This is a genomic window from Diaminobutyricibacter sp. McL0608 (genome assembly GCF_039613825.1).
Lineage (GTDB): Bacteria > Actinomycetota > Actinomycetes > Actinomycetales > Microbacteriaceae > Diaminobutyricibacter.
The window spans coordinates 2,055,144-2,076,218 of record NZ_CP154826.1; the positions used below are offsets into that span (position 1 = coordinate 2,055,144).

Genomic DNA, 21,075 nt, shown 5'->3' on the forward strand with positions numbered 1-21,075 from the left:
CTGACGCTATCAGTTCCGAGGGCGCAGAGGCGGAATGCACTTGGTAGTCTCAGGGAGGAAAATCCCGCGAAAGCGGGCAGTCGTTCGATCCCTAGGAGTGCTCCGTGTCCAACCCGCTCGCCCCCGGTTCCCTCGACGGCAGACGTGCCCTGGTCACGGGTTCGTCCCGCGGGATCGGCGCCGACACCGTGCGCTATTTCGCGGAGGCCGGCGCGAGCGTCGTCATCAACTTCCGTAACAAGGAGGCGCGGGCCGTGAAGCTCGCAGACGCCATCCGCGAGGCCGGGGGAACGGCGATGACCGTCGGTGCCGATCTGACCGATCCGGCATCCGTCGCCGCCATGTTCGACGCGGTCGGGTCGGAGCTCGGCGGCCTCGACGTCCTCGTGCTGAACGCATCCGGCGGCATGGAGTCCGGCATGGCCGCAGACTATGCCATGCAGCTGAACCGGGATGCCCAAGTCAACGTACTCACCGCGGCGCTCCCACTGCTTGCGCCGGGATCGCGGATCGTGTTCGTTACGAGCCACCAGGCGCATTTCATCCGCACGACGCCCACGATGCCGGAATACGAGCCGGTCGCCCTCAGTAAGCGCGCCGGCGAGGATGCGTTGCGTGCACTCATACCGTCGCTCACCGACAAGGGCATCGAATTCGTCGTCGTCTCGGGCGACATGATCGAGGGAACGATCACGGCGACACTGCTGGAGCGCGCGAACCCCGGCGCGATCAGCGCACGCAAGGACGCCGCGGGCAAGCTCTACAACGTGAGCGAATTCGCCGCCGAGGTCGCATCGGCGGCGGTCGACCCGGTGCCGGACTCCCATACCCGTTACGTCGGCGACACGTCCGACTTCGTTCCGGTGGATGATGAAAGCAACTGATCTCGACCTGCTCACCGGGGTCTCGGCCCCGACCATCCACCCGAACGGCGGGCGCGCCGTCGTCTCGGTGACGCGTCCTGACCTGGGTGCCGACGCGTACGTCGGCCAGCTCTGGACGGTCCCGCTCACCGGGCACGCGGCACCGAAGCGGTTCACCCGCGGGTTCCGCGACACGATGCCGAAGTTCTCGCCCGACGGACGGCTCATCGCGTTCCTGCGCGCGCCGGTCAAAGGCGCGGCACAGCTCTACGTCGTGGATGCGGCGGGAGGCGAACCGGTGCCGGTCACCGACCGCAAGCTCGGTGTCAGCGAGTTCGCCTGGGCGCCAGACGGACGTCAGCTCGCGTTCGTCAGTCGCGTACCGGAGGCCGGCCGCTACGGGACGGTCGAGGGCATCGATCCGAACGCGGAACCGCCGCGACACTTCACCACACTGAAATATCAGTCGAACGGGCTGGGTTACATCACAGACCGCCGGGCGCACGTCTTCCTCGTAGCGGTCCCCGATGTGTGGGGTGAGCCGGTCATGCAGCCGGCGCCGACGGCAGAGGGGGCGGCCGCGGTCGCGCCGACGGTCGTCGAACCGAAACAGCTGACGACGGGGGAGTGGGACGACTCGTCCATCGATTTCTCGCCCGACGGACGCACGGTGACGTTCATCTCGGCGCGGCACGCGAGCACTGACGACGACCTGCGGTCAGACGTCTATGCGCTTCGCCTCGACGGCAGAGGATCGGAGCCGACGAACCTGACGGGGGAGCATGGGGACTGGTCCATGCTCGATGCGGCATATGGGCTCAACGGCGCACTCTATTTCACTGCCCAGGATGTCGGCCCGACAGGCCGCGACTTCGTCGCTCGGAACGGCGCACTTTACGTCATCGACCCCGACGGCGGCGCGCCACGCCTGCTGACCGACCCGGAGACGGTCGATCTCACGGAATCGGACATCGTCGCCTATCAGGACGACTCGGTTCTCGTCCGTGACCGCACGCGTGGCGCACTCCGGCTCCTCGCAGTCGATCAGGCGGGTAGACAACGTGAACTCACCAATCGGAGTCGCGAGATCACTGGGGCGTCCGCTGTAGGGGAGACGCTCGTCGTGAGCTTTGCGGACGCGACCACCAACGGCGACGTGGCCGTCGTGGACGACCGCGGATCACTCCGCAAGCTCACCGACTTCTCGGCGCGCCTCCGCACGAGCGGAATGCTTCCCGCCCGTGAGCTGATCGTGACCGCGCGCGACGGGTACGACATCCACGGCTGGGTGGTCTCACCAGAAGGCGAGGGTCCGCATCCGGTGCTCCTGAACATCCACGGCGGGCCGTTCGCCCAGTACTCGGTGCGCGTCTTCGACGAAGCCCAGGTCTACGCGGACGCCGGCTACGCGGTCGTCATGTGCAACCCTCGCGGTTCCGCCGGGTACGGTCAGGAGCACGGGCGCGTCATCCGGCAGCGGATGGGTACCGTCGACCTCACGGACGTCCTCGACTACCTCGAGGGCGCACTGGACGCTAACCCGTCGTTCGATCGTGCACGGCTCGGGATCATGGGCGGTTCCTACGGTGGCTATCTCACGGCGTGGACCACGTCGCACGACCATCGCTTCACTGCGGCCATCGTCGAGCGCGGCTATCTCGACCCCGAGGCGTTCATCGGCACGAGCGACATCGGCAGCTTCTTCAGCGACGAGTACACCGGAACCGATCGAGACCTGATGCGTGCCCAGAGCCCGCAGTCCCACGTCGAGGCGGTCCAGACACCGACGCTCGTGCTCCACTCCGCCAGCGACCTGCGCTGCCCGCTCGGGCAGGCCGAACGATACTACGCGGCCCTGAAACGCAGGGGAGTGGCCGCCGAGCTGCTGGTGTTCCCGGGCGAAGACCACGAGCTGAGCCGCAGCGGCCGGCCGCGTCATCGCCGCGAGCGCTTCGACGCCATCCTCGACTGGTGGGCACGGTACCTGCCCAGCTCTGCTAACGCGCGCTGAGGCCCGACCTGCAGGAATGACGAAGGCCCCGGTCTCAGTGACCGGGGCCTTCGTCGTGTCGAGAACTACTTGGGCTGAGCTGCCAGTTCCTTGAGCGCGTCACGCCCGAAGGTGAATGCGCGCACGATGCCGATGACACCGAGGACGATCAGGATGATCGCCGAGATCAGCAGAAGCCAGAACGCCGACCAGCCCGGGATGACCAGCACGACGATTCCGGCGATGACGCTGACGATGCCGAAGGTGATCGCCCAGCCGCGCGATGCGGCGCGTCCGGACTCAGCGAGGGCCATCACACCCTCGATGATCCAGCCGATCCCGATGATGGCCACGATCAGGATCAGCAGGGCGGCCGCGGCGGTCTGCGAGTTCTTGATCGCGATGATGCCGGCGATGACCAGCAGCAAGCCGAACAGGATGTCGAGCGTACGGTGTCCACCACTGATGCCTCGGCTGAAGATGCCGAGCGCAAGGCGCACTATACCCGCGATCAGGAAGTAGATGCCGAGGAAGATGGCGAGGACGGACAGCGTTCGGTCCGGCCAGAAGAGCAACAGGATGCCGAAGACGAGCGCGACGATGCCGCTGACCGCGAAGGCCGCACGGATGCCGTTGATGGCAGATCTGGTCAAGTCCCTCGCGTCGAGGGAGAAGTAGGTTGGCTCGGCATCCAGGGGATCAACAGATGTCATGGGTTCGCACCTTTCTCCGCGAGCCGTGTGGCTCGACTGCATGTACTGCAGACGATAGCGCTGTCTCACACAGGTCGCACTCAGTTTTGCCGCCGTGTTACGAGAACTGTTCCCTTCGGCCATCGAGCGAGGGATCACGTTATGTCAAGTGATTGCTGCGAGCACGATGGTCCGTGCGATCTAGCGCCCGCGACCTGGCACTTGTTGTCGCCTTCCTCGCGTCGCAGCCGACAACGAGTGTCAACTCACGGGTTCGGGGCCTTCGGCGAACGGTGTGGGACTCGTGGGGTCGGCTTGGTCGGAGTGAGAACGGGTATTCGCTGGACCTCTCAACACACTTCCGCCTGGCGTTACCATAGCGCTGATAATGCACATTATGTCAAGTGGAAGATGGCTTATCCCCATTGGATGCGAATACGACACTTGGTACGACTCCCCTTGTTGGCTCTTGATGGATGAGCTCGGAGGAGGTCGCCGGGCGCCAATGTGTCGCCAGTTGATGCCATTGAGGTCAGGTTTGATTCGTCGCTGATCAGGGATTTCCCATCGCGACTTGCGCAATATTCGCAGCTAATGCGAAGCTTTCGCATATTATGCGACTGTCTGATGACCTGGTCCCAGGAGCCGTCCCGGCCTATCTGCGGTCCAGTTCGGCGGTCCTGAATGAGGCGGAAAACGTCTGGCTGGCGATGATGGATGGGTGGCGGGCGCAGCAGTTCGCCCGCAACCTTGCCCCGTCGACGGTTGATGCTCGCAGGTCGATCGTGTTGCGCTTTCGTGCCTTCGCCGAGTCCTACCCGTGGTCCTGGACGGCCGGGATGGTGGACGAGTTCTTCATGGAGTTGCGCGGCATCCGCGGAGCTTCCCGCTCGACGGTGCTGGGCTACCAGAACGCGCTGCGGATGTTCCTGGAGTATCTGACCGATCCGGCCTACGGCTGGAGCGAGCAATGCTGGGAACGCTTCGGTGATCACCCAGCGCAGGTGTTCCACGACTGGAACACCGCCCGGCACGCAGCGGAGTCGATCGCCGAACCAGGCAAGCGCCCCTACACCCGCGACGAGCTCGAGGACCTCTTCGACTGCGCCGACGAACGGGTGCTACGGATCCGCCGCTCTGGAGTGAAGGGCTGGCTGCCGGCGTTCCGGATCGCGACGCTGATGAAGGTCGCCTACGCCTGGGGGCTGCGCCGCAACGAGGTCCGCCAGCTAGATCTGGTCGACCTGGCCTCCAACCCGCGGGCCCGCCAGTTCGGCGACGCCGGAATCATCTACGTCCGGTTCGGGAAAGCGATGAAGGGTTCTCCCCCGAAACGACGGACCGTGCTGACGATGCCGGAGTTCTCCTGGGCCGTCGACTGCCTGCAGCAATGGCGCGACGAGATCCGTCCGCTCTATGCCCCGCCGGGTTCCACGAGCCTTTGGCCGAGCGAGCGCGGCAACCAGATCATCACCGCCGGCCAGATCAGCCGAGCCTTTGCCGAGGTCAAACGCGAAGCCGGCCTCACCGACGAACTCGACTTCCACTCGTTGCGCCGCTCCTACGTCACCCACCTGGTCGAGGAAGGCTATGACGCGTTCTTCATCCAGCAGCAAGTCGGCCACGAACACGCCTCCACCACCTCCATCTACACCGGCCTCTCCCCCGACTACCGGGCCCGCGTCGTCAATGACGCGATCGCCCGCATGGCCGCTCAAGCCCTCACCCCCAAGGAGTGATATTTCATGATTCGACGCGTTGAACACGGCTGGCGGCTACGAGAACTGATGGCTGCCCGCGGGATGACCACCATTTCCGACCTCATCCCGCACCTCGCCGACCGCGGCATCAGCCTCTCCGACTCGCAGCTCTATCGGCTCCTCAGCGGCACACCCGAGCGGATCAACCTCACCCTGCTCGGGGCGATCCTGGACACCCTGGACTGCAGCTTCGAGGACCTCGTCCCAGTCACCGTCACCGCGACCGACTCCCGCACCCGAGCGACCGGAACCAACGACGCGGCCCCTCTGGCCCGCACCGACGGGATCCGGCCAGCCCGAGCGCGAATCCACCGACCCAGTTGAGTCGGCCCCGCACTCCAGCCAGCTGCGCTCGCTGCGAGCGGACCGACGTCAGACTCGCCACCACCTGGCCGGAAGGTCGCATCTGCCGACGCTGCTACCAACGGGCCACACGCATCCACGGCACCTGCCCCGCCTGCAACATCCACCGGCTCCTCCCAGGACTTATCGGCGGGGAACCGGCCTGCCGCGACTGCGCAGGGATCCCGAAGGATTTCCACTGCACCCGCTGCGGCCGCGAAGACGAGCCCGTCCGCGCCGGCCTCTGCGCACACTGCTGCCTCACCGACGACCTGACGCACCTCTTCGACGACGGCCGCGGCCAGGTCGCCGCACACCTCCAACCCCTGTTCGACGCGCTCACCAGCCAGAAGCACGCCCGCAGCGCGAAGATCTGGCTCACCGTCAACCCCGACGCCACGACCCTGATCCGAGCCCTCGCACAAGGCGAGCTCCCGATCGAGCACCCCACCTTCACCGAACATCCGACCCCGCGCAGAGTCGCGTTCCTCCGCGAGCTCTGCATCGAGCACGGACTCCTCCCTGCCGTTCACCTCGATATCGAGCGATTTCAGAGCTGGCTAGCCAGCAAGACGGCGCTGGCACACCCAGACGATGGGCGGCTGATCACCCAATACGGGCGTTGGGTTCACCTCAACCGCATGCACCACCTCGCCGAGACCGGCCAGTTGAAGAAGGGCACCTTCCTCTCCGCCAAGCAGTCCACCACCGTCGCTCTCGACTTCCTGTCCTACCTTCGAGCACACGCAACGGCCCCAACCGCATGCAGCCAGGCCGACATAGATAACTGGCTCACTGGCGGCCCGACCACCCGCAGCCTGGCTCGCGGGTTCATCCGCTGGGCCATTCAGCACGGCCACATGCCTGCCATCGAGATCCCCTACCGGCTGGCTAAGACCACGCCCGTAATCACGCAGCAGCAACGCCTCGAGCACATCCAGCAGCTGCTCGCTCCAGCCACAGCATTGCGGCCGCTCGAACGCACCGCAGCATTGCTGCTCTTGCTCTACGGGCAGCCACTCGCGCGGATCGCCCGAATGCGACTCGACCAACTCCACACGACCGATGACGGCATCACAATCCGGTTCGCCACCGACCACCTGCGCATCCCAGAACCCTTCGCAGGAGTCGTCCGCGCGCACCTCGATGACCTGCCCAATCTGAACACCTCAGCCCACCGAGAAAACAGTTGGGTCTTCCCCGGCGTCCAGCCCGGCCAGCACATCCACCAGAACACACTGATGAACCTTCTGCGCGAGGCCGGCATCGACCTCCGCGGCGCCAAGAACGCCGCGCTCCGCGAGCTCGTCCTACAAATGCCCGCACCGATCGTCGCAGACTCGTTCAACTACAGCTACACAGTCGCCGAGCAACACCGCCGAAACGCCGGAGCCCAATTCACCGATTACCGGGCCAAGCGAATGGATAGCCTCTAACCGGGCTGGACAACCAATCAGCCCACGCCGGGCGCGATCTTCATCGCATCCGTCAGCCGCATCGCCAGCGCTCGCACATCGGCATCTCTCCACGTCAACGACCGCTTGCCATCGTCCGAAACCGGCACGATCGGGAGCTCCGTGAACCCAATGCCCGTCCGCACCCTCAAAACAATCGCCAGTGCAACTTGCGGATAAGGCGGTGAAGACCGCGTCTCAGCAACAGAAACGGCCTGAACGCTAGATACCGGAAGTTCCCACAGCGAGGTCTGCTTGCGCATGCCGACGAAACTCAGCCGTTCCGAATCAACCACTACGGCGAATCCAGACGGCAGGCGGGGTCCCCCCAAAGACCTCACGGCATGCACCGTGGTTGGAAACCGGACTGCACGGACCGCCGAACCAGCCGGGAAAGAAGCCATCAAATCGGACACTCTCGGATACTAGAACGTCGCGGCCCAGACGCGAATACGCCGCCGCTCAATACGCAGCCTCACCACTCAAAGCTGGGATGTCCGCATTGGACGCGAATCTGACAGTACTGATGTAGCTCCCGCCTGCTACGCCGAGCTTTGCGGATGAGCCCCATTGAAAGACGTTCGAATCGTCCTCAAAACGCGGAGTGCGGTTTCGCCGAGGAACAGAGTGGGCCCGTTCGTCTGATCTTCTTCGGACCCACTTCACTGAACGCTCCCAATGATGAGCAACACGCCGGAAATTGCCATCGCGCCACCTCCGAGTAGCGCGGGAAGCCTGTGGGACCAAATGAAGGGAATCGGCTTCGAGCGGAAGGCGTTGTTTGCGCGCAATGCAATCAATGACACACGGCGATTCCATATAAGCAGGATTCCCCCAACAAGCAGAAGAAGGATCCCGAGTGCCAGCCGACCGATATTCATTTCCGATTCGATCCAATCACTTTCCAAGCAGAATCCACGTAAATGACTTTCAGTGTGCGACGGTGGCGCCCGCGCCAGCCGTCGGGGCCCAGCCAACTGTCGCAACCCAAATTGCGGCGCCAGACTTATTTGTGCCTTCCGACGATTGCCACTCACCGCCGTATGGCCCAACGCCGCCTTGAATCGTTGTCGTTGTAACCGCGCCTTCTAGGTAGTTGCGGGCGAATTCACTTTGGCTCCGACGGGAATTCAAACCTGCGGCTGACATCCACGGCGCCCGTTGATCCGAGGGAACGCACACTCACGGATGACATTGGTGGCCAGAGTTTGCGCATAATCGAGACCTGGTTCCCTGATGGTGTCCCATAGAGCGCATAAATTCTCGTCGGTGATTGCGCGGAGGCAGGTCCAATGTCGTAGACGCTTGTGTCCTCCGCGGGGTCCCAATTCGCTTCGGAATCGTAGCTCCACCAATTGTCATGGTCTAAGACCACATCAAGAGCCTCCTGCTGCTGAAGGAGGATGTCGTCCACCGTGTCGCTTTCTCTGGTTTCGTAAACTTCAATCAGTCCGAGTTCGACCAGATGTCGAGCTGCCTCAGCAAGCTCTGTCACATATTTCTGCTTTCGGTTCCAATATGGGGCATCCTCGTTCGTGACCCACCCGTTTAATACCACCCAAAGCGGCTCGTACTCGAACGATTCGTCGAGAACGAGTTGTTCTGCCTCGGTTAGATCCTCCCAGGATGGGATCGCACCTTCATTCACCGCCTGCGCCGCCTGTCCCACCAAAAGTGAACTCGCCAGAGATGTCTACATTGCCGGTGCTCTCCCGACTGGTTACGTAGGTGTTCGGCAAGCTCGGGTCACCAATGACACTATTACCGGTCAGTGCCGCGTGATATTGCAAACCGCCAATATTTACCTTCAGGTATGTTCCGCCTGCGTGAACAGGTTCGGAGGAACTGGGAAGCCCAAACTCGGAGTACTCAACGTATCCTTGAGCTCCTGGGAACTTTCCTGCGGGATTGCTCCACTTCGCGAATTTCCGACAGGCGCAAGCCTGATCGTCAGTTTTTCGTTTGCTGAAGGTCTCTCGCGTCTTTCACAGGAAATCCGTTCCGCCGGAGATCCGCATCGAGCGCTCTTTTGAGGCGTCCTTGGCCAAGCCATCCGTCGATCGACCATCCCTGCGCAGTCGGACCGGCAACTTTCAGGACAATAGGCATCTCGAGGTACCCGTCTTCAATTCCGATGGCCAGTCCAACTCCTGCTCGACCTGACGCTAGCGCGATCTGGCGAACGTCTGCTTTCGATATTCGCGCGAGTAGCAAATCCGCCTTGGACACAATCAAGATCGCGTCAGGTCGTATTACCAGGTAAGACTTCCCGATCGGGGTCAGTCCAATGGCAAACGTTGCAAGGCCGGCGTCGCGGGACAGCCGTCTCACGCGTAGATGCCAGAGCTGTGAGGTGGCTAGGAACACATACCCAAGGACGGAGACTGTCACGATAGTGGCGGCAGGACCGATCCAAGCCGTCGTCGACAGCTTGCCGCTATTGGATTGGACCGTAACTACAACGAACAAGAACGTGAACGCCACGCCGAACCCGGTCAACATCGCCACAAGCTGGGTCCGTCCCCGGTCCCGGCGGAATCGGTCGAAAACGTCGTCTGACGACACTCTGTACTGCGTTTGCCCGAGCGAACTGATGTAACTTCCAGCCGGTTCCCCGAGCTTCTCCGATGACCCCCACTGAAAGACGTTCAAATCATCCATTAGCAGGTCTCTCCCAGTCGGCAGGAGGTGCCTCCTCCAGCGGAAAGGCCACCTCCGACGCCAACCTCACCGGAGACAAGCGCCATCCAAATATAGTCGCCTTTGGCGTTGAATCCCCACGAGTAGGTGCCTCCTACTCCAAGCCCGGTCGCATAGTCCCCGGTTGCCAACCAGGTCAAAGAATCTATGTCAGCGCGGGAAGTTGCGTTCGTGTAGCCAAAGCCCACGCCAATGCTCGCGCCAAGCTTTGTCGTCGGCCCGAGCGTGAAGTCGCCGCCCGCGGTGTTGGTGCTATCGAAGTTCCCTAGCTGAAAGTTGCAGATGCTGCCCGACGCGCCCACAACTATTGAACTCGCTTGCGCCGAAATACAGGTGACATGGCCGGGTCCCCCCTCACCGGGGAGGGCGGGCCGGCAGGCGCTGGAAAGATTCATTCCAACGCACACCTGGATTGGCTGCACAGTCTTTGGGGGACGGAGACAACTAGCAACGTTCGGCGACTCACACCCGTCAACGTAGGGCGAATCCTTGGGTTCATCACTCTTTGGCGGTTTGCCCCCATGCCCGCTGTCCGAAATCGGAATAGGCGCCTGATAAGCCGGCCCCGCCCCAGGAGCATTCGTTCCATAGCCACCCGCGCAATTGCTGTTGAAATCGAGCGAGTCCGTCGCCCCTTGAGTGCAATTGCCGCTCGGGTCACTCATCGTAATTGGGTTATCGCCCGCATATCGGTAGCCATTGTTTTGCTGCGGATTGAACGGAGCTAGGACAGGATCGACCGAGAGGAACCGGCCGGTGACAGGGTCGTAAGCCCTTGATCCCAAATGGGTAAGGTCACTTTGGCTTGAGGTTGGAGCGTTCAGATAGCCGTGTGTCGACGACCAAGGCAAGGATGTTGCGCCCCGAGGGACTCCGTACGGGTCGATGAACCGCCGCGAGAGGACGCCACTTCTCGCGTCAATCTCGAGGTCAGCGGTGTGATTCGCGTCGACCCCAAGGAAACACAATTGGGAACCGGAGACCCCGGCTGTGCTACTCCGTTCGGCTACCGGGATCCCATTTACACTGTAGGTGCGGACCGCAGACGGGGTGGAGGAACCTGCTGCGACCTGTAGTTCTGTGTCGCCGAGGAACAAGGTAGTGCCGTTCGTCGGGTCTGTCTGCATCAGCAAGGTTCCGTTGGCGTCGTAAATGTTCGACTGGGTAACCCCACTGGTGGTGACGGTGGCCAGTTTTCCGGTGGCATCGTAGGTGAGGGTTTGCCCGGGCCGGGTGGTGGTGTTCCCGATCTGGTCGTACCCGTAGGTGTCAGTCGAACCGGTGCCGGCGGTGTGGGTCACCGACTGCACTGCGTGCGGATTCGCGGTGCCGGCTGTCGGGTACGCGTAACTGTCGGTGGTGGGGGTGCCCGACCCGGTGGTGGGGTTGTTGGTGACCTTGGTGCGGTTCCCGGTTGCTGGGTCGTTCGTGTAGTTGGTCCAGTATGGGGCGGCTCCGCCGATTGTTGTGGCGGTGGGCGCGGCTGTGCAGTCGTTCGAGTTGGGGGTCCAGGCTTGGGTGAGGTCGTGGAGGTAGTCGTAGCTGAAGCATTGACTGTCCGCGCCAGCGGCGCCAGTGGTTTTGATTGCGGTGACGTCGCCGACGGGGTTGTGGCTGTAAACCCGGTCAGCTTGGGTCACAGTGGTTGTGCCGATGGTTGTGGCGTCTTTGATGTCGGTTGGTGCGCCCGTGGCGGGGTCATATTGGTAGTTGCTGTCGAGGCCGGCTGTGCCGGTGCGGTGGATCTGGGCGATCTGGTTAATGCCGGTGTAGAAGACACCACCGACGATTGTGTCGGCGCTGGAGAGGCCGGAGGCGTGCCCTTCAGAGTTGTAGGCGGTGAGGACGTCTTCGGCAGCAAGGCCGCCTTCAGCCGGGTAGGAGGCCTCACCGAGGGCACCGTTCTGGTAGTACTGCAACCCTGTGGTATAGGAGGTGCCGGCGAACGCGGGGGCACCGGCGGGGATGCTGACGGTGACTCCGGTTGGCCGGTATCCGGCATCGTAGCCGGTCACGGTCGACGAGTACGCAGCCCCAGGGGTGGTTGAAGTGGAGCCGACGTAACTGGTCGACGCGTCGGGCTGGCCTTTCGCCGCCGTGTCGTAGGTCCAGGCGGCGAGGATCGGCCCGGTCGTCGTTCCGGTGTGTTCGCTGGTTTTCCGGTTCAGGGCGTCGTAGGTGTAGGCGAGGGTAACGCCGCGGGCGTCAGTGCTGGTCAGCAGGTTGCCGGCATCGTCGTTGCTGCTGGTGGTGGTGCCGGTGTCGGGGTCGACAGCCGAGGTCTGGTGGCCGAGGACATCGAAAGACCATCCCCAGTGGTTGCCCGCCGGGTCGACCATGCCAGCCATTTTCCCTTGAACGGTGTAGCTGTAGCTGGTGGTCTCGGTGGCACTGCCAGTGGGGGTGCTGTTGAGGTACTGAGTGAGCTGGGTTTGCTGACCGAGGCTGTTGCTGATCTGGGTGGTGGGGGTGCCACCTCCGGGTGGGGTGGTGTCGACCCGATCGGCGCCGGTGTAGGCGACGGTCGTCTGGGAGCGTTGCACGCCGAGTGAGAACACGGTGGTAGCGGTGGGCCGGCCGGCGCCGTCGTAACTGGTGGTGGTCTCGTCCGGGATCGCTGACTCGCTCGACGGGACGAACAGGGTGGCCGACGGGGCGGCAGCGGTGGTCCAGTACGCACTGTTCGTAAGGCGCACCCGGCCGGCCGAGTCGCGCATGGTGTCGGTGACGATCGTGCCGTTGGCGGCGGATGGCGCCTGGGTTTGGATCGGCAAACCGAGACCATCGAACAGCTGGTACGAAGTCATTGTGTTCGTGGGGGCGAGGGTGGTCGTCGCGACCGTATTCGGCACTGTTTTCGACAGGGTGTATGCGTATCCGATCGACGGGGCGGTGGGGAATGACGCTTTGGTATGGTCGGTCAACCAGACCGCGGTGCGGCGGCCGAGCGCGTCATAGGTGGCGGTGGTGGCTTTTCCGTTCTGGTCGGTGACCTTTGTTTCGACGCCCCACCGCGGGTCGATCACGGTGGTGACCGGCCAACCGAACGGGGCCGTGTTTGTTACGGTTGTCGAGGTGGTTGCGCCGGATCCGGCGGCGGCACCGGCCGCGGGGGTGTACGCGGTGGTGGTGGTGTGGCCGAGGACATCGGTGGCCACGAGCGGGCGGCCCATGCTGTCGTAAGTGGTCCGCGCCATTTTTGCCCAGGTGGGGGCGCCGGAAACGTAGGCGTCGACGGTGTCGGTTTCGGTCGGGTCTCCCTTGGTCGGGGCGATGCCGAACGCGGCAGTGTCGTAAGCGGTGCGGGTGTCGCTGATCAGGTCCGCCGGGTAGGAGGCGGAGGCCAGCAGGGTGCAGTCCACCCCTACCTTCTTGATCTCGTACGGGGCGCCGATGATGCCGACGGCGCTGTTCGAAAGGTAGCTGGTGGTGGTACAGGTGTGCGGGGTGTCGGAGGGCGCGACGCTGACCTGGGTGGGGAGCCCTGTGGCCGGGTCAAGAGTGTTGACGGTGTGTACGGTGCGGTTGCCGCCAGTGGAGACCGGTTCGGTGGTGAGAACATCGCCGTCGCCGGTCAGCCGGGCGGTGATGACCCCGTTGTTGGCGGTGACCGCGGATGCCCACGGGGTGGTGACCGTGTCGCTGAGGGTGGCCCCTCCGACCCCGTTCACCGTTTTCGCTTCCCGGGTGCGACCGGCGAACCAGAGCGAGTCGGGCACACCGGGCGAGCCGGTGACGCTGACGGATTTGGTGCCGCCGGAGATGCCGGCCCTGTCGCCGTCGAGACCCTGGTAGAAGGTGTAGTCGGTGGTCTGTTGCAAGGTGGGGGCGCCAGGGGCACCGACTCTGATCTCAATAGTGTTGTAGCCGGCGAACACGTTCCAGGTGCGGGCGTTGTCAGGGATCAGTGGGGAGTTGTTGTAACGCCAGGCCGGCAGTCCGGTGTAGACGTAGTCGGTTTCCTGGGTCTGGTCCATCCCGTTCCCGGTGCCCGGGTTGGAGACCACACTGTTGACGACGTATTTGTGGAACAGGTCCGTCTGCGGCGCCTGCGGTGGCGTGACTTGCGGCGTCCACAATTGTGGGAAGCACCGTTTCGTATTCGTCGCCGGTGCCGCATTGATCGGGGCGACGTCCGCCGCACCGCACTGGGCGGCCGAATAGTTGATCGAGATGACCGCGCCGAGCGAGGTCTGCAACGTGGTGATCCGGTACCGGGCCAGCGGCGACAAACCACTGCCGGTCGTGAGGACCCGGTTGGTCATCGTCGCGCCGGTGAACGTCGTCGTCGGCTCGGTCAGGCTGGCCGTGCCGGCATACCCGGTGTGGCTGATCTGGGTCATCCACAACGCCGGGTTCGCCGTCTCCCCAGTCGGCGGGAACGAATGCCCCAACGTCCACACGTCCACGTTCGAATACGCGCCGGCAACTAATGCTTTCGTGGTGACCGTCGACAGCATGGAGGTGGTCCAGAAGGTGGGCGAAACGAACGCAGTACAAGTCCCGGTGATGCAGTTCTGGTCGAATGGGACATCCGGGTAGTAAGTCGGATGTGCCGGCGTTGTCGCGTACCCGGAGGCTGGCTCAGAAGTGCAGTTCGCGTGCGTCGCGTCGGAGCACCGACCGTACGGGTCGTAGCCGAAAACGACCTTGCCGGATGCGGCGTTCGTCGCGTAGGCGTTGCCGGAAGTGGTCGTGGAGGTGAAGCCGTAGTCGATGTGCTCGAGCTCGCCGCCGCGGGTGTAAGCGGTGGCCGTGGTTTTGTTCTTCGAGTAGATGTTCGTTTGCGCGTTGTAGTAGAACGATTCCGCATTCCCGTGCGTGTCGAGGACGAAGTCAAGGTTCCACCGCCAGGCCTGCAAACCAGACGACGCGGCGAAGGTAGACGCGTGGCACGGTTCCCCAGCGTCGTTCCCGAACACCGGCACGGTCCAGGTCGAGTTTGTCGTCGGCTTCCCGCTCACCCAGCCGGGTAGCTGGTTCTTCCCGAAGAAGTACTGGGTGCCGTCCCTGGTCGTCATCTTCCAGTAGTCGCCGTCAAAGGCCCCACCGGTTCCACAGCCCGCGGCCGCCGGGAAACGTTCGAACTTGGTGCCGTCATCGTTCTGCAGCTTCCAGGTCCCGCTGGTGGTGTCTTTGACCAGCTGCCCGGAATGCCCTGCGAAAGAAATCGTCGCGTTGTCGGTTTTCCAACACAGATCACCAGAGGTGGTAACCGGTACAGTGTCGGACGCACACGATACATAGCTGCGTTCGATGAACCCGGCCCCGGCCAAACTCCAACCGTCACCGATCGCGGACGCCTGGTTGTTCGTTGACCCGGTCTCCCCATCGATCGACTGCGAGTCATAGTTCACCGAGACAGACGGCGCCGGTCCCCCCGCAGCCGGCGGTACCCGGAACGGGTAGGACCAGGAGAAGTCGCCGGTCTGCGCCGACACATCCCACGTCGACGACGGCTTCAACGGGGTGGCGGTGAAAGAACCGGTCCCGGTCGAGGAGATCGGACCCGCCGTTGCGGCTAGCAGCATCGGCTCTGCACTCAGCATCGGGGTGGCCACCACAGCCGAGCTCGCCATATCCATAGTCATCGGCACTGGCTGTGCAGATGCCGGGGATGCCGTCTTCGTACTCGTGGCCGAGGCTGCTGCCGTGGCGGTGGCGGCCGGGTTCGCCCCGTCGACCTGCACCCACTTCAGCCGGGACGCGTAGTCGGCCCCATAGAGGCTGTTCAACAGTTTGTTCGGGATGCGCACGGCGACCGGGGCTGCGGTGGTCGCCGCGTCGGTGCGGGAGAGCTTGATCACCAAACCCTTCAGCCCGAACTTCTTCGCCTCGGCCGGGTCGAGGATCGTTGCCTTCACCGAGGCCACCGGGTTGTCGATCGTGCCTTTCGTCCGCGGTGCCGCCGTTTGGGAGGGTGTGGTGGCGGCCACCGCGATACCCGTGTCACCGAGGTTCTGCCACTGCCCGCGCTTCAACCCGCTACCGCCGTAAGTGGTTAACGGGGTTAGCGTACCGGCGAGCGGGGTGTTCGTCTGGAAGTCACCGGGTGCAGGGAGCTGACCGGTGGCGGGTGCCGCCGATCGGTTGCTGGCAGGCGACGGGTGGGCACTGATCGGTGCGGCGTGGTGGCCGGGCACTTTCGGCCCCCGATTGACCGAGACGGTTGAGGCCTTCTCGGCAGGAGCAACCGGGGGGGTGAACCCGGTCAGTCCGAGCGTTCCCACAGCGATCACCGCCACCGCAACAGTCAGTTTGCGTAGCTGAAAGCGAGCCTTCGCCATCACGTGTCTTCTTCCGATTCCGGGGTACTTGTCAGTCCAGCAGGTGGTGCCCGTAAAACTCGTTCTGTTGGTCACTGTCGATCACGCCCGGGAAAACGAACGGGTCGATGATCTGACCCGTCCAGGCCTGATACTCGGTGGTCGCCGTCTGGCGGGCGGCCCCAACAACGAACGGGCCGGCCAATGACGGCATGCTGCTGTTGCTTTTGACCCCGATCGGGGCGACGGTGTTGTCCTTCACCAACCGCAACTGCTGGGAGACAGAATCCCAGATGCCCGTCACGAGCACCCACTGGTTGGGGGTAACGCCGAGGAATGTCGCGCAGTTTGGGGTGCCCCCGTTGGTGACGCAGAACTTCCAGTTGCCGCCGTCTTGACTGAGCGTGACCACCGACCCAGCGGGGCCGGACTGCGATAGCGCCGTTTGAATCCCGGTTGTCGTGGTCGGGTACAGCCAGGCACCCATCGAGAAGCTGCCGCTCCCCGTCGCCGACGCGGTCGTGGTGTCCGCGTTACCAGACGGGGCGGTAAAGTCCAGTGGACTTCCACTCGGGTACGGGAAAGAGGTGTGAAGCGCCGGCGCCGTGGACCTGCCCGTCCCGATCGTCAACGGGAGCGAGCTGGGGCCGGAAGGCACAACGGTCTGGCCCGCGCTCAGTTGCACTCCCGGTTGATCGGTGAGCCAGGCGTAACCGTGCGCATAGTTCACCGCCGTCGACTCGAGCGCGGTCGTCGTCAGCGGGAACGTCGTAAGTGACACGTTGCCGGCTGCATCCCACGCCGCCACATTCAAGGTGGCGTTTTTATCCGGGGGCGCCACCGTGAGGCTGGCGACACCCGCGGTGACGGCGCAACTGAACACCGCGACCCCTGTGTCAACCAGAGGGGTCGCGGTGTTACAGGGCACCCCGGTCAGGCTGGTGGCGGCGACCGTCGGAACTGGGGGTGTCGCACCGCCGTTCCACCAATACTCGAACGCCACCGTGTCCGACGAGCTCGTCGCCGTCACCGTGAGGGGCGAACCCACCGTGCCCGTGCCGGCGGTAGCTGTCGGATCGTCCGGTGGTGTGTTGTCCACCCGGAAATAGCAGGTGTTCGACACAAGCGAGGTAGCGTACTTGTCGGTCGCGTCCACGTTGTACCCGTACGGCACGTTCTCCCTGAAATCCAAGGGCTGCCATCCGACGGCGTCTGGCGTGATGGCAGGTCCAGGCGCGACCAGCTTTGAGTCCCGATTCGAATACGGCACCAGAGGCGACCCATACAAGGTATGGAAGTGCGTCGTCAAAAGGTCACCGCTGTCGGCATCGGTGGTCGAGGCGTACGGCACCAACGCGACCGTCTTATCGTTCACCCACGCTGGCGCCGACGCATTCGTCGAACAGCCGCGTTGGGGGGTTTGAAACCCTTTCGCGACCGGGGTACCCGGTTTCGTGTCGTAGAGCACATCGAATGTGGCCGCCTGACTGAAATGACGGCGCGTCAACGTGTCCGTTTCGTCCTGTGCCCGCAACCCGATCTGCACAACACTGCTCCCCGAGTTTGCTGCCCAGATCGCCGCCTGTCCCGTGTTGAACCCCTCCGACTTCGCTGCCGCACAGGTGCTGCCGTCGGCCAGGCTGAGGGTGTCCTCGAGATGCACCCACTGGTTCGGGTCCGTGTTCCAGGTGAACCCGGGCGTCGCGACCCCGTACCGCCACGCCTGGATGGGTTTGACCGTGCAGGTGTTCGACCACAGCTCGGTCACGTCGAACCGCGCCGAAATGATGAATTTGTTGCTCAGTGTGCTGGTCGGGAACTGCCAGAACGCCCGCGACATGTACCCGCCGCCGTTGCCCACCGACTGGATACCTCCAGCCTGGTTCCCGTTCAGATACGACTGATCCGGGAACGCCCGATCGGTGAACCAGTACGCGTTCGCGCCCGGCTGCCACTCCGGATCCACAAAGATCGGAAAGATCACGCCAGAGGTTGCCGCAGCGCTGGCCACGCTCAACGAAACCGAATTCGTTCCGGTCGAGAACGGCAATGGCCGCACCTCGGATCCACCGGCCGGACCGTGACCGTCCGAGCCGGCGCCGGAGGAATCCCACCACGTCGGAGACGCCGACGTCACAACCGACCCATCAGAAGCGGTCGCGGTCACCGACTTTGTCGCGTTCGTGGTCACCGAAGCACCTGAAATACCCAACTGCACAGTCTTCAGATTCGGGTTCGCCGCAGCCGTCGCTGTCTTCACCACCAGAACTTCTGACATGCCGGCAGCGGTCGCGGTCAGCTGCAAATCCACCCCCGGGTACACCTCCGGATAGGTCGCTGTCGCCCCCGCCACCTGAGGAGCCGGAAGGCTTCCACCAGGCCACGTTTCGGAAACCCACTTGCCAGCGGCGGTCTGCACCTTCGCCATCAGATTCGAACCGCCAGCAGAGAACTCGACCGGCGCGACAGATGCAGCGGGTACGAATAGTCCGTCCGTCGCTGCCTGCAGAGACAGGTTAACCGGCACCCACGTGGTCCCCTGCTTAACCCGGACTGGCACCGAGGATGCCACCAACTGCATGGACCCGTCCGGTTGCGCGGAAACCTGCGACAACGGCGTGGTCGTCGCGTCGATCGCAACGGGATGCCCGAACTGCTGTGCGATCATCGTCGCCGTCGCTTCGTCGGTGGCACGATTCGCATCGGGCACGGCAGGGGCTGCCGCCGTCTGTATGCCAGAGCTGTCGGCCTGGACCGGGGAGGCTCCTATGCCGATCAAACCGACCGTCAGAATCGCCGCGAGCGACAGGGACCCGACGGAGCCGGCCCTTCGCATCTCAGGGCCGTCCTATAGCGATATCAGAGTCTAGATTCGCTGATTTTGGACACACCTCAAGCACCAATTGGCACTCCCCTAGAGTCGGACTTCGACGCCCGACTGGGTGTCTGCTGACAACGTAGTGGGTGCCAATCCAGAGACGGAAGCGAGTTTCCCCAAGATTTGGGAAATGCCCCTCGAACTGGGGTAAACAATCTCGGCGACAAGTGACTGAACTGCACACGTTTCGCTGGGTCACGCCGAGTGCAGACGAACTCGCCATGTACGGCAAACTCGCTCCCACAGGCCTACCGGGGACACCCCCTTTTGCCCGCCCAGAGCGACCGCAATCAGAGACGCAATAGGCCGCTCACGAATACGCATCTTCACCACTCGAAGACGTTCGCCCTCTCGGTCCTGCACGCACGCCAAGCGACTCGTTCTCGAGTTGGCGTAATGAATCGCAACGTTTCGCGCCCCTCCTTTCGAAGGCCTCCATTGCTTCGTGCGATTCACGCCTTCGAAAGGGAAGGACGACGATCAATGAAGTTCCAAAGCACGTCCATCGGGTCGAGCGTGAATCTGTCGGCGTCTGCGTGGCATGTCGCCTCGATCGCGAACCGTCACACCATGTTTGCCCTCGCGCCGGGCGTGCTGGCAACGGCCGGCTACTTCGTCGCCGTCGCAGTCACCACCCTGCACATGACCGCGCCGAATGCTGCATCTATCCTCGGGCGACGCAGCACCGCGCGAACAGGTCGCCGGGTATCGCGGAAGTAGGCGGCCGAGTCGGCACCTGCGCGCTCCCACAGCATCGTGCTGCAGAACATATCGCTCTATTTCACTCAACCGAGGAAAGCTGGCCCTGATTCCCCCTCGTTACCGAAACAGGCATAACGCAGGCTGCTACCAGTCGGCCCGGTGAAATTGACGCCTTGTCGTGGTTGTCGATCGCGCGGAGCTCCAAAGTTAACAAGACGTGTTGAAGTATTGGTGCTACTCAGCGCGGGTTCGGCACATCGAGACATCGCCGAGACCCTCTTCGTAACCATCCACACTGTGGCGCATCACATAACCGCCACGCAAGAAAGATTCGGGGTCAACAGTCGCTACGCTCTGGTCGCGGCCGGTTTCATTTCGGGTGTCCTCAGCGACCAGATATGGCCCCCATGCTCAACAGGGATTTTGTGCACTCGAATCCCGGCTGGCTCCTCTGAAGCAAAGAACAGGGGCGAGAAGCTGGCATATACCAGGCTTCTCGCCCCCGCCCCTAAGTGAGAAGTCGCTTAGCTATGTAGGCGCCGCTTTCCGGCGATGTAGTTCACGACCGATGCGAACAGGGCGCCTCCCAATCCAACGCTCAGGACTTGCCACAAGGGCCACCCGAAGGTCGAGAAAAGGAACAGCAGACCGGATCCAATAAGCACAAACATGAGGATGCTTGCCACGAGCGGGCTTCCCGCTTGACCTTTTGCGTTAGACATTTGCATCAGATTTTACCGAATTCAGGAGACAGACGATGTAGGTTCCGGCTGCGGTTCCGGCGATGGCAACAGCGGTACCGGCAGCAGTTACCTGGCCGACCGCGGGTACCCAGATTGCTGTTAGAGCAGTCAGACCGACGCCCCCGGCGGCCACGAGTCCAGCTGCGCTGCCCTATTTGATGCAATCGGCGACTTTCTGCCCTGCAGCATTCTTGTTGCTCGTGGAAACCGCACCCCCTTCCGGATTGAACGCCTGGAGCGTGGAAGTCGAGCCCCCGCCAGCAGCGATGATCTGGAATCGGTAGGGACTAGCCGTGGCGTCCTGATAGGGGAAGTTTGCGAAGGAAATCTGGATCGAAGTCGCTGAAGTTGTGAACCCCGCGTACGGACCCAAATATCCCTCTTTGGACACGATCACCGTGTACGAGGTCGCTCCTGGTGCAGCGCTCCAGCCCACCGTTGCATAGGACTTCGTGAACGAAACGTGCGCGTTCGACGGAGCGCCAGCCGCCGCATTTGCGGGAGCGCCAAGCCCCAAAACTAATGTCATTGCCAGCGCGATCGTTGGTCCGATCGCTTTCAGGTGTTTCAAATTGATTCCTTTCGAAGCGTCCCTCAACTGACGGGGACTCTTCGAAACTACGAATATCCATACCGAGAAACATGGTATGAATCCATAGGTTTTGAACCAGCCTCGGGCGGACGC

General features: G+C 63.2%; 14 protein-coding genes. 7 read left to right on the top strand and 7 right to left on the bottom strand.

Annotated features, from left to right (window positions below):
• The first annotated feature begins 104 nt into the window (after window positions 1-104).
• Together AAYO93_RS09715 and AAYO93_RS09720 are read left to right on the top strand one after the other, a co-directional pair.
• Window positions 105-884 (top strand): SDR family oxidoreductase, encoded by a 780-nt coding sequence (locus tag AAYO93_RS09715; protein WP_345764770.1) that lies wholly within the window; start codon window positions 105-107, stop codon window positions 882-884.
• Window positions 871-2,874: a S9 family peptidase gene (locus AAYO93_RS09720; protein ID WP_345764858.1), complete on the top strand. Its 2,004-nt coding sequence runs from the start codon at window positions 871-873 to the stop codon at window positions 2,872-2,874. The genes AAYO93_RS09715 and AAYO93_RS09720 overlap by 14 nt, the downstream gene beginning before the upstream one ends.
• A gap of 65 nt (window positions 2,875-2,939) precedes the next feature.
• Here the strand turns inward: AAYO93_RS09720 and AAYO93_RS09725 are convergent, their stop codons facing one another.
• Window positions 2,940-3,566 (bottom strand): HdeD family acid-resistance protein, encoded by a 627-nt coding sequence (locus AAYO93_RS09725; protein ID WP_345764771.1) that lies wholly within the window; start codon window positions 3,564-3,566, stop codon window positions 2,940-2,942.
• A gap of 818 nt (window positions 3,567-4,384) precedes the next feature.
• Between AAYO93_RS09725 and AAYO93_RS09730 the strand changes: the two genes are divergently transcribed.
• Genes AAYO93_RS09730 through AAYO93_RS09740 form a run of 3 tightly spaced genes read left to right on the top strand, consistent with a single transcriptional unit; the run spans window position 4,385 to window position 7,083 of the window.
• Window positions 4,385-5,284 (top strand): tyrosine-type recombinase/integrase, encoded by a 900-nt coding sequence (locus AAYO93_RS09730; RefSeq protein ID WP_345764772.1) that lies wholly within the window; start codon window positions 4,385-4,387, stop codon window positions 5,282-5,284.
• A 6-nt stretch (window positions 5,285-5,290) separates the two neighbouring features.
• Entirely contained in the window at window positions 5,291-5,629 is a 339-nt protein-coding gene (locus tag AAYO93_RS09735) for a helix-turn-helix domain-containing protein (RefSeq protein WP_345764773.1), read from the top strand.
• Window positions 5,626-7,083, top strand: coding sequence for a recombinase XerD (locus AAYO93_RS09740; protein WP_345764774.1), 1,458 nt, complete (start codon window positions 5,626-5,628; stop codon window positions 7,081-7,083). Before AAYO93_RS09735 ends, AAYO93_RS09740 begins: the two co-directional genes overlap by 4 nt.
• Window positions 7,084-7,100: 17 nt before the next feature.
• On the opposite strand, the gene AAYO93_RS09745 is transcribed toward AAYO93_RS09740, so the two are convergent.
• The 5 genes from AAYO93_RS09745 to AAYO93_RS09765 form a co-directional block, all read right to left on the bottom strand.
• Window positions 7,101-7,397: a hypothetical protein gene (locus AAYO93_RS09745; RefSeq protein WP_345764775.1), complete on the bottom strand. Its 297-nt coding sequence runs from the start codon at window positions 7,395-7,397 to the stop codon at window positions 7,101-7,103.
• Between the two features lie 812 nt (window positions 7,398-8,209).
• On the bottom strand, window positions 8,210-8,770 hold the full coding sequence (locus AAYO93_RS09750) for a hypothetical protein (protein ID WP_345764776.1): 561 nt from the start codon (window positions 8,768-8,770) through the stop codon (window positions 8,210-8,212).
• 281 nt (window positions 8,771-9,051) lie between these two features.
• Window positions 9,052-9,762 (bottom strand): hypothetical protein, encoded by a 711-nt coding sequence (locus AAYO93_RS09755; RefSeq protein ID WP_345764777.1) that lies wholly within the window; start codon window positions 9,760-9,762, stop codon window positions 9,052-9,054.
• A complete protein-coding gene (locus AAYO93_RS09760; protein ID WP_345764778.1) occupies window positions 9,762-16,088 on the bottom strand; it encodes an RHS repeat domain-containing protein in 6,327 nt (2,108 codons plus the stop codon). Before AAYO93_RS09760 ends, AAYO93_RS09755 begins: the two co-directional genes overlap by 1 nt.
• Window positions 16,089-16,119: 31 nt before the next feature.
• A complete protein-coding gene (locus AAYO93_RS09765) occupies window positions 16,120-18,777 on the bottom strand; it encodes a LamG-like jellyroll fold domain-containing protein (protein WP_345764779.1) in 2,658 nt (885 codons plus the stop codon).
• 651 nt (window positions 18,778-19,428) lie between these two features.
• On the opposite strand from AAYO93_RS09765, the gene AAYO93_RS09770 reads away from it, so the two are divergent.
• Window positions 19,429-19,665, top strand: a complete 237-nt coding sequence (locus tag AAYO93_RS09770) for a hypothetical protein (RefSeq protein WP_345764780.1) — start codon at window positions 19,429-19,431, stop codon at window positions 19,663-19,665.
• Window positions 19,666-19,878: 213 nt separating this feature from the next.
• Window positions 19,879-20,163 carry a LuxR C-terminal-related transcriptional regulator gene (locus AAYO93_RS20185; protein WP_434056684.1) on the top strand — a complete coding sequence of 95 codons (285 nt, stop codon included), beginning with the start codon at window positions 19,879-19,881 and terminating at the stop codon, window positions 20,161-20,163.
• A 378-nt stretch (window positions 20,164-20,541) separates the two neighbouring features.
• On the opposite strand, the gene AAYO93_RS09775 is transcribed toward AAYO93_RS20185, so the two are convergent.
• On the bottom strand, window positions 20,542-20,961 hold the full coding sequence (locus AAYO93_RS09775) for a hypothetical protein (RefSeq protein ID WP_345764781.1): 420 nt from the start codon (window positions 20,959-20,961) through the stop codon (window positions 20,542-20,544).
• Window positions 20,962-21,075: the final 114 nt, after the last annotated feature.

What these genes read in the sequence shown, in the direction of transcription:
- AAYO93_RS09720 (WP_345764858.1), top strand. Translation starts at nt 871, where the DNA reads ATGAAAGCAACTGATCTCGACCTGCTCACCGGGGTCTCGGCCCCGACC.
- AAYO93_RS09725 (WP_345764771.1), bottom strand. Translation starts at nt 3,566, where the DNA reads ATGACATCTGTTGATCCCCTGGATGCCGAGCCAACCTACTTCTCCCTC.
- AAYO93_RS09730 (WP_345764772.1), top strand. Translation starts at nt 4,385, where the DNA reads ATGGTGGACGAGTTCTTCATGGAGTTGCGCGGCATCCGCGGAGCTTCC.
- AAYO93_RS09735 (WP_345764773.1), top strand. Translation starts at nt 5,291, where the DNA reads ATGATTCGACGCGTTGAACACGGCTGGCGGCTACGAGAACTGATGGCT.
- AAYO93_RS09755 (WP_345764777.1), bottom strand. Translation starts at nt 9,762, where the DNA reads ATGGATGATTTGAACGTCTTTCAGTGGGGGTCATCGGAGAAGCTCGGG.
- AAYO93_RS09760 (WP_345764778.1), bottom strand. Translation starts at nt 16,088, where the DNA reads ATGGCGAAGGCTCGCTTTCAGCTACGCAAACTGACTGTTGCGGTGGCG.
- AAYO93_RS09770 (WP_345764780.1), top strand. Translation starts at nt 19,429, where the DNA reads ATGAAGTTCCAAAGCACGTCCATCGGGTCGAGCGTGAATCTGTCGGCG.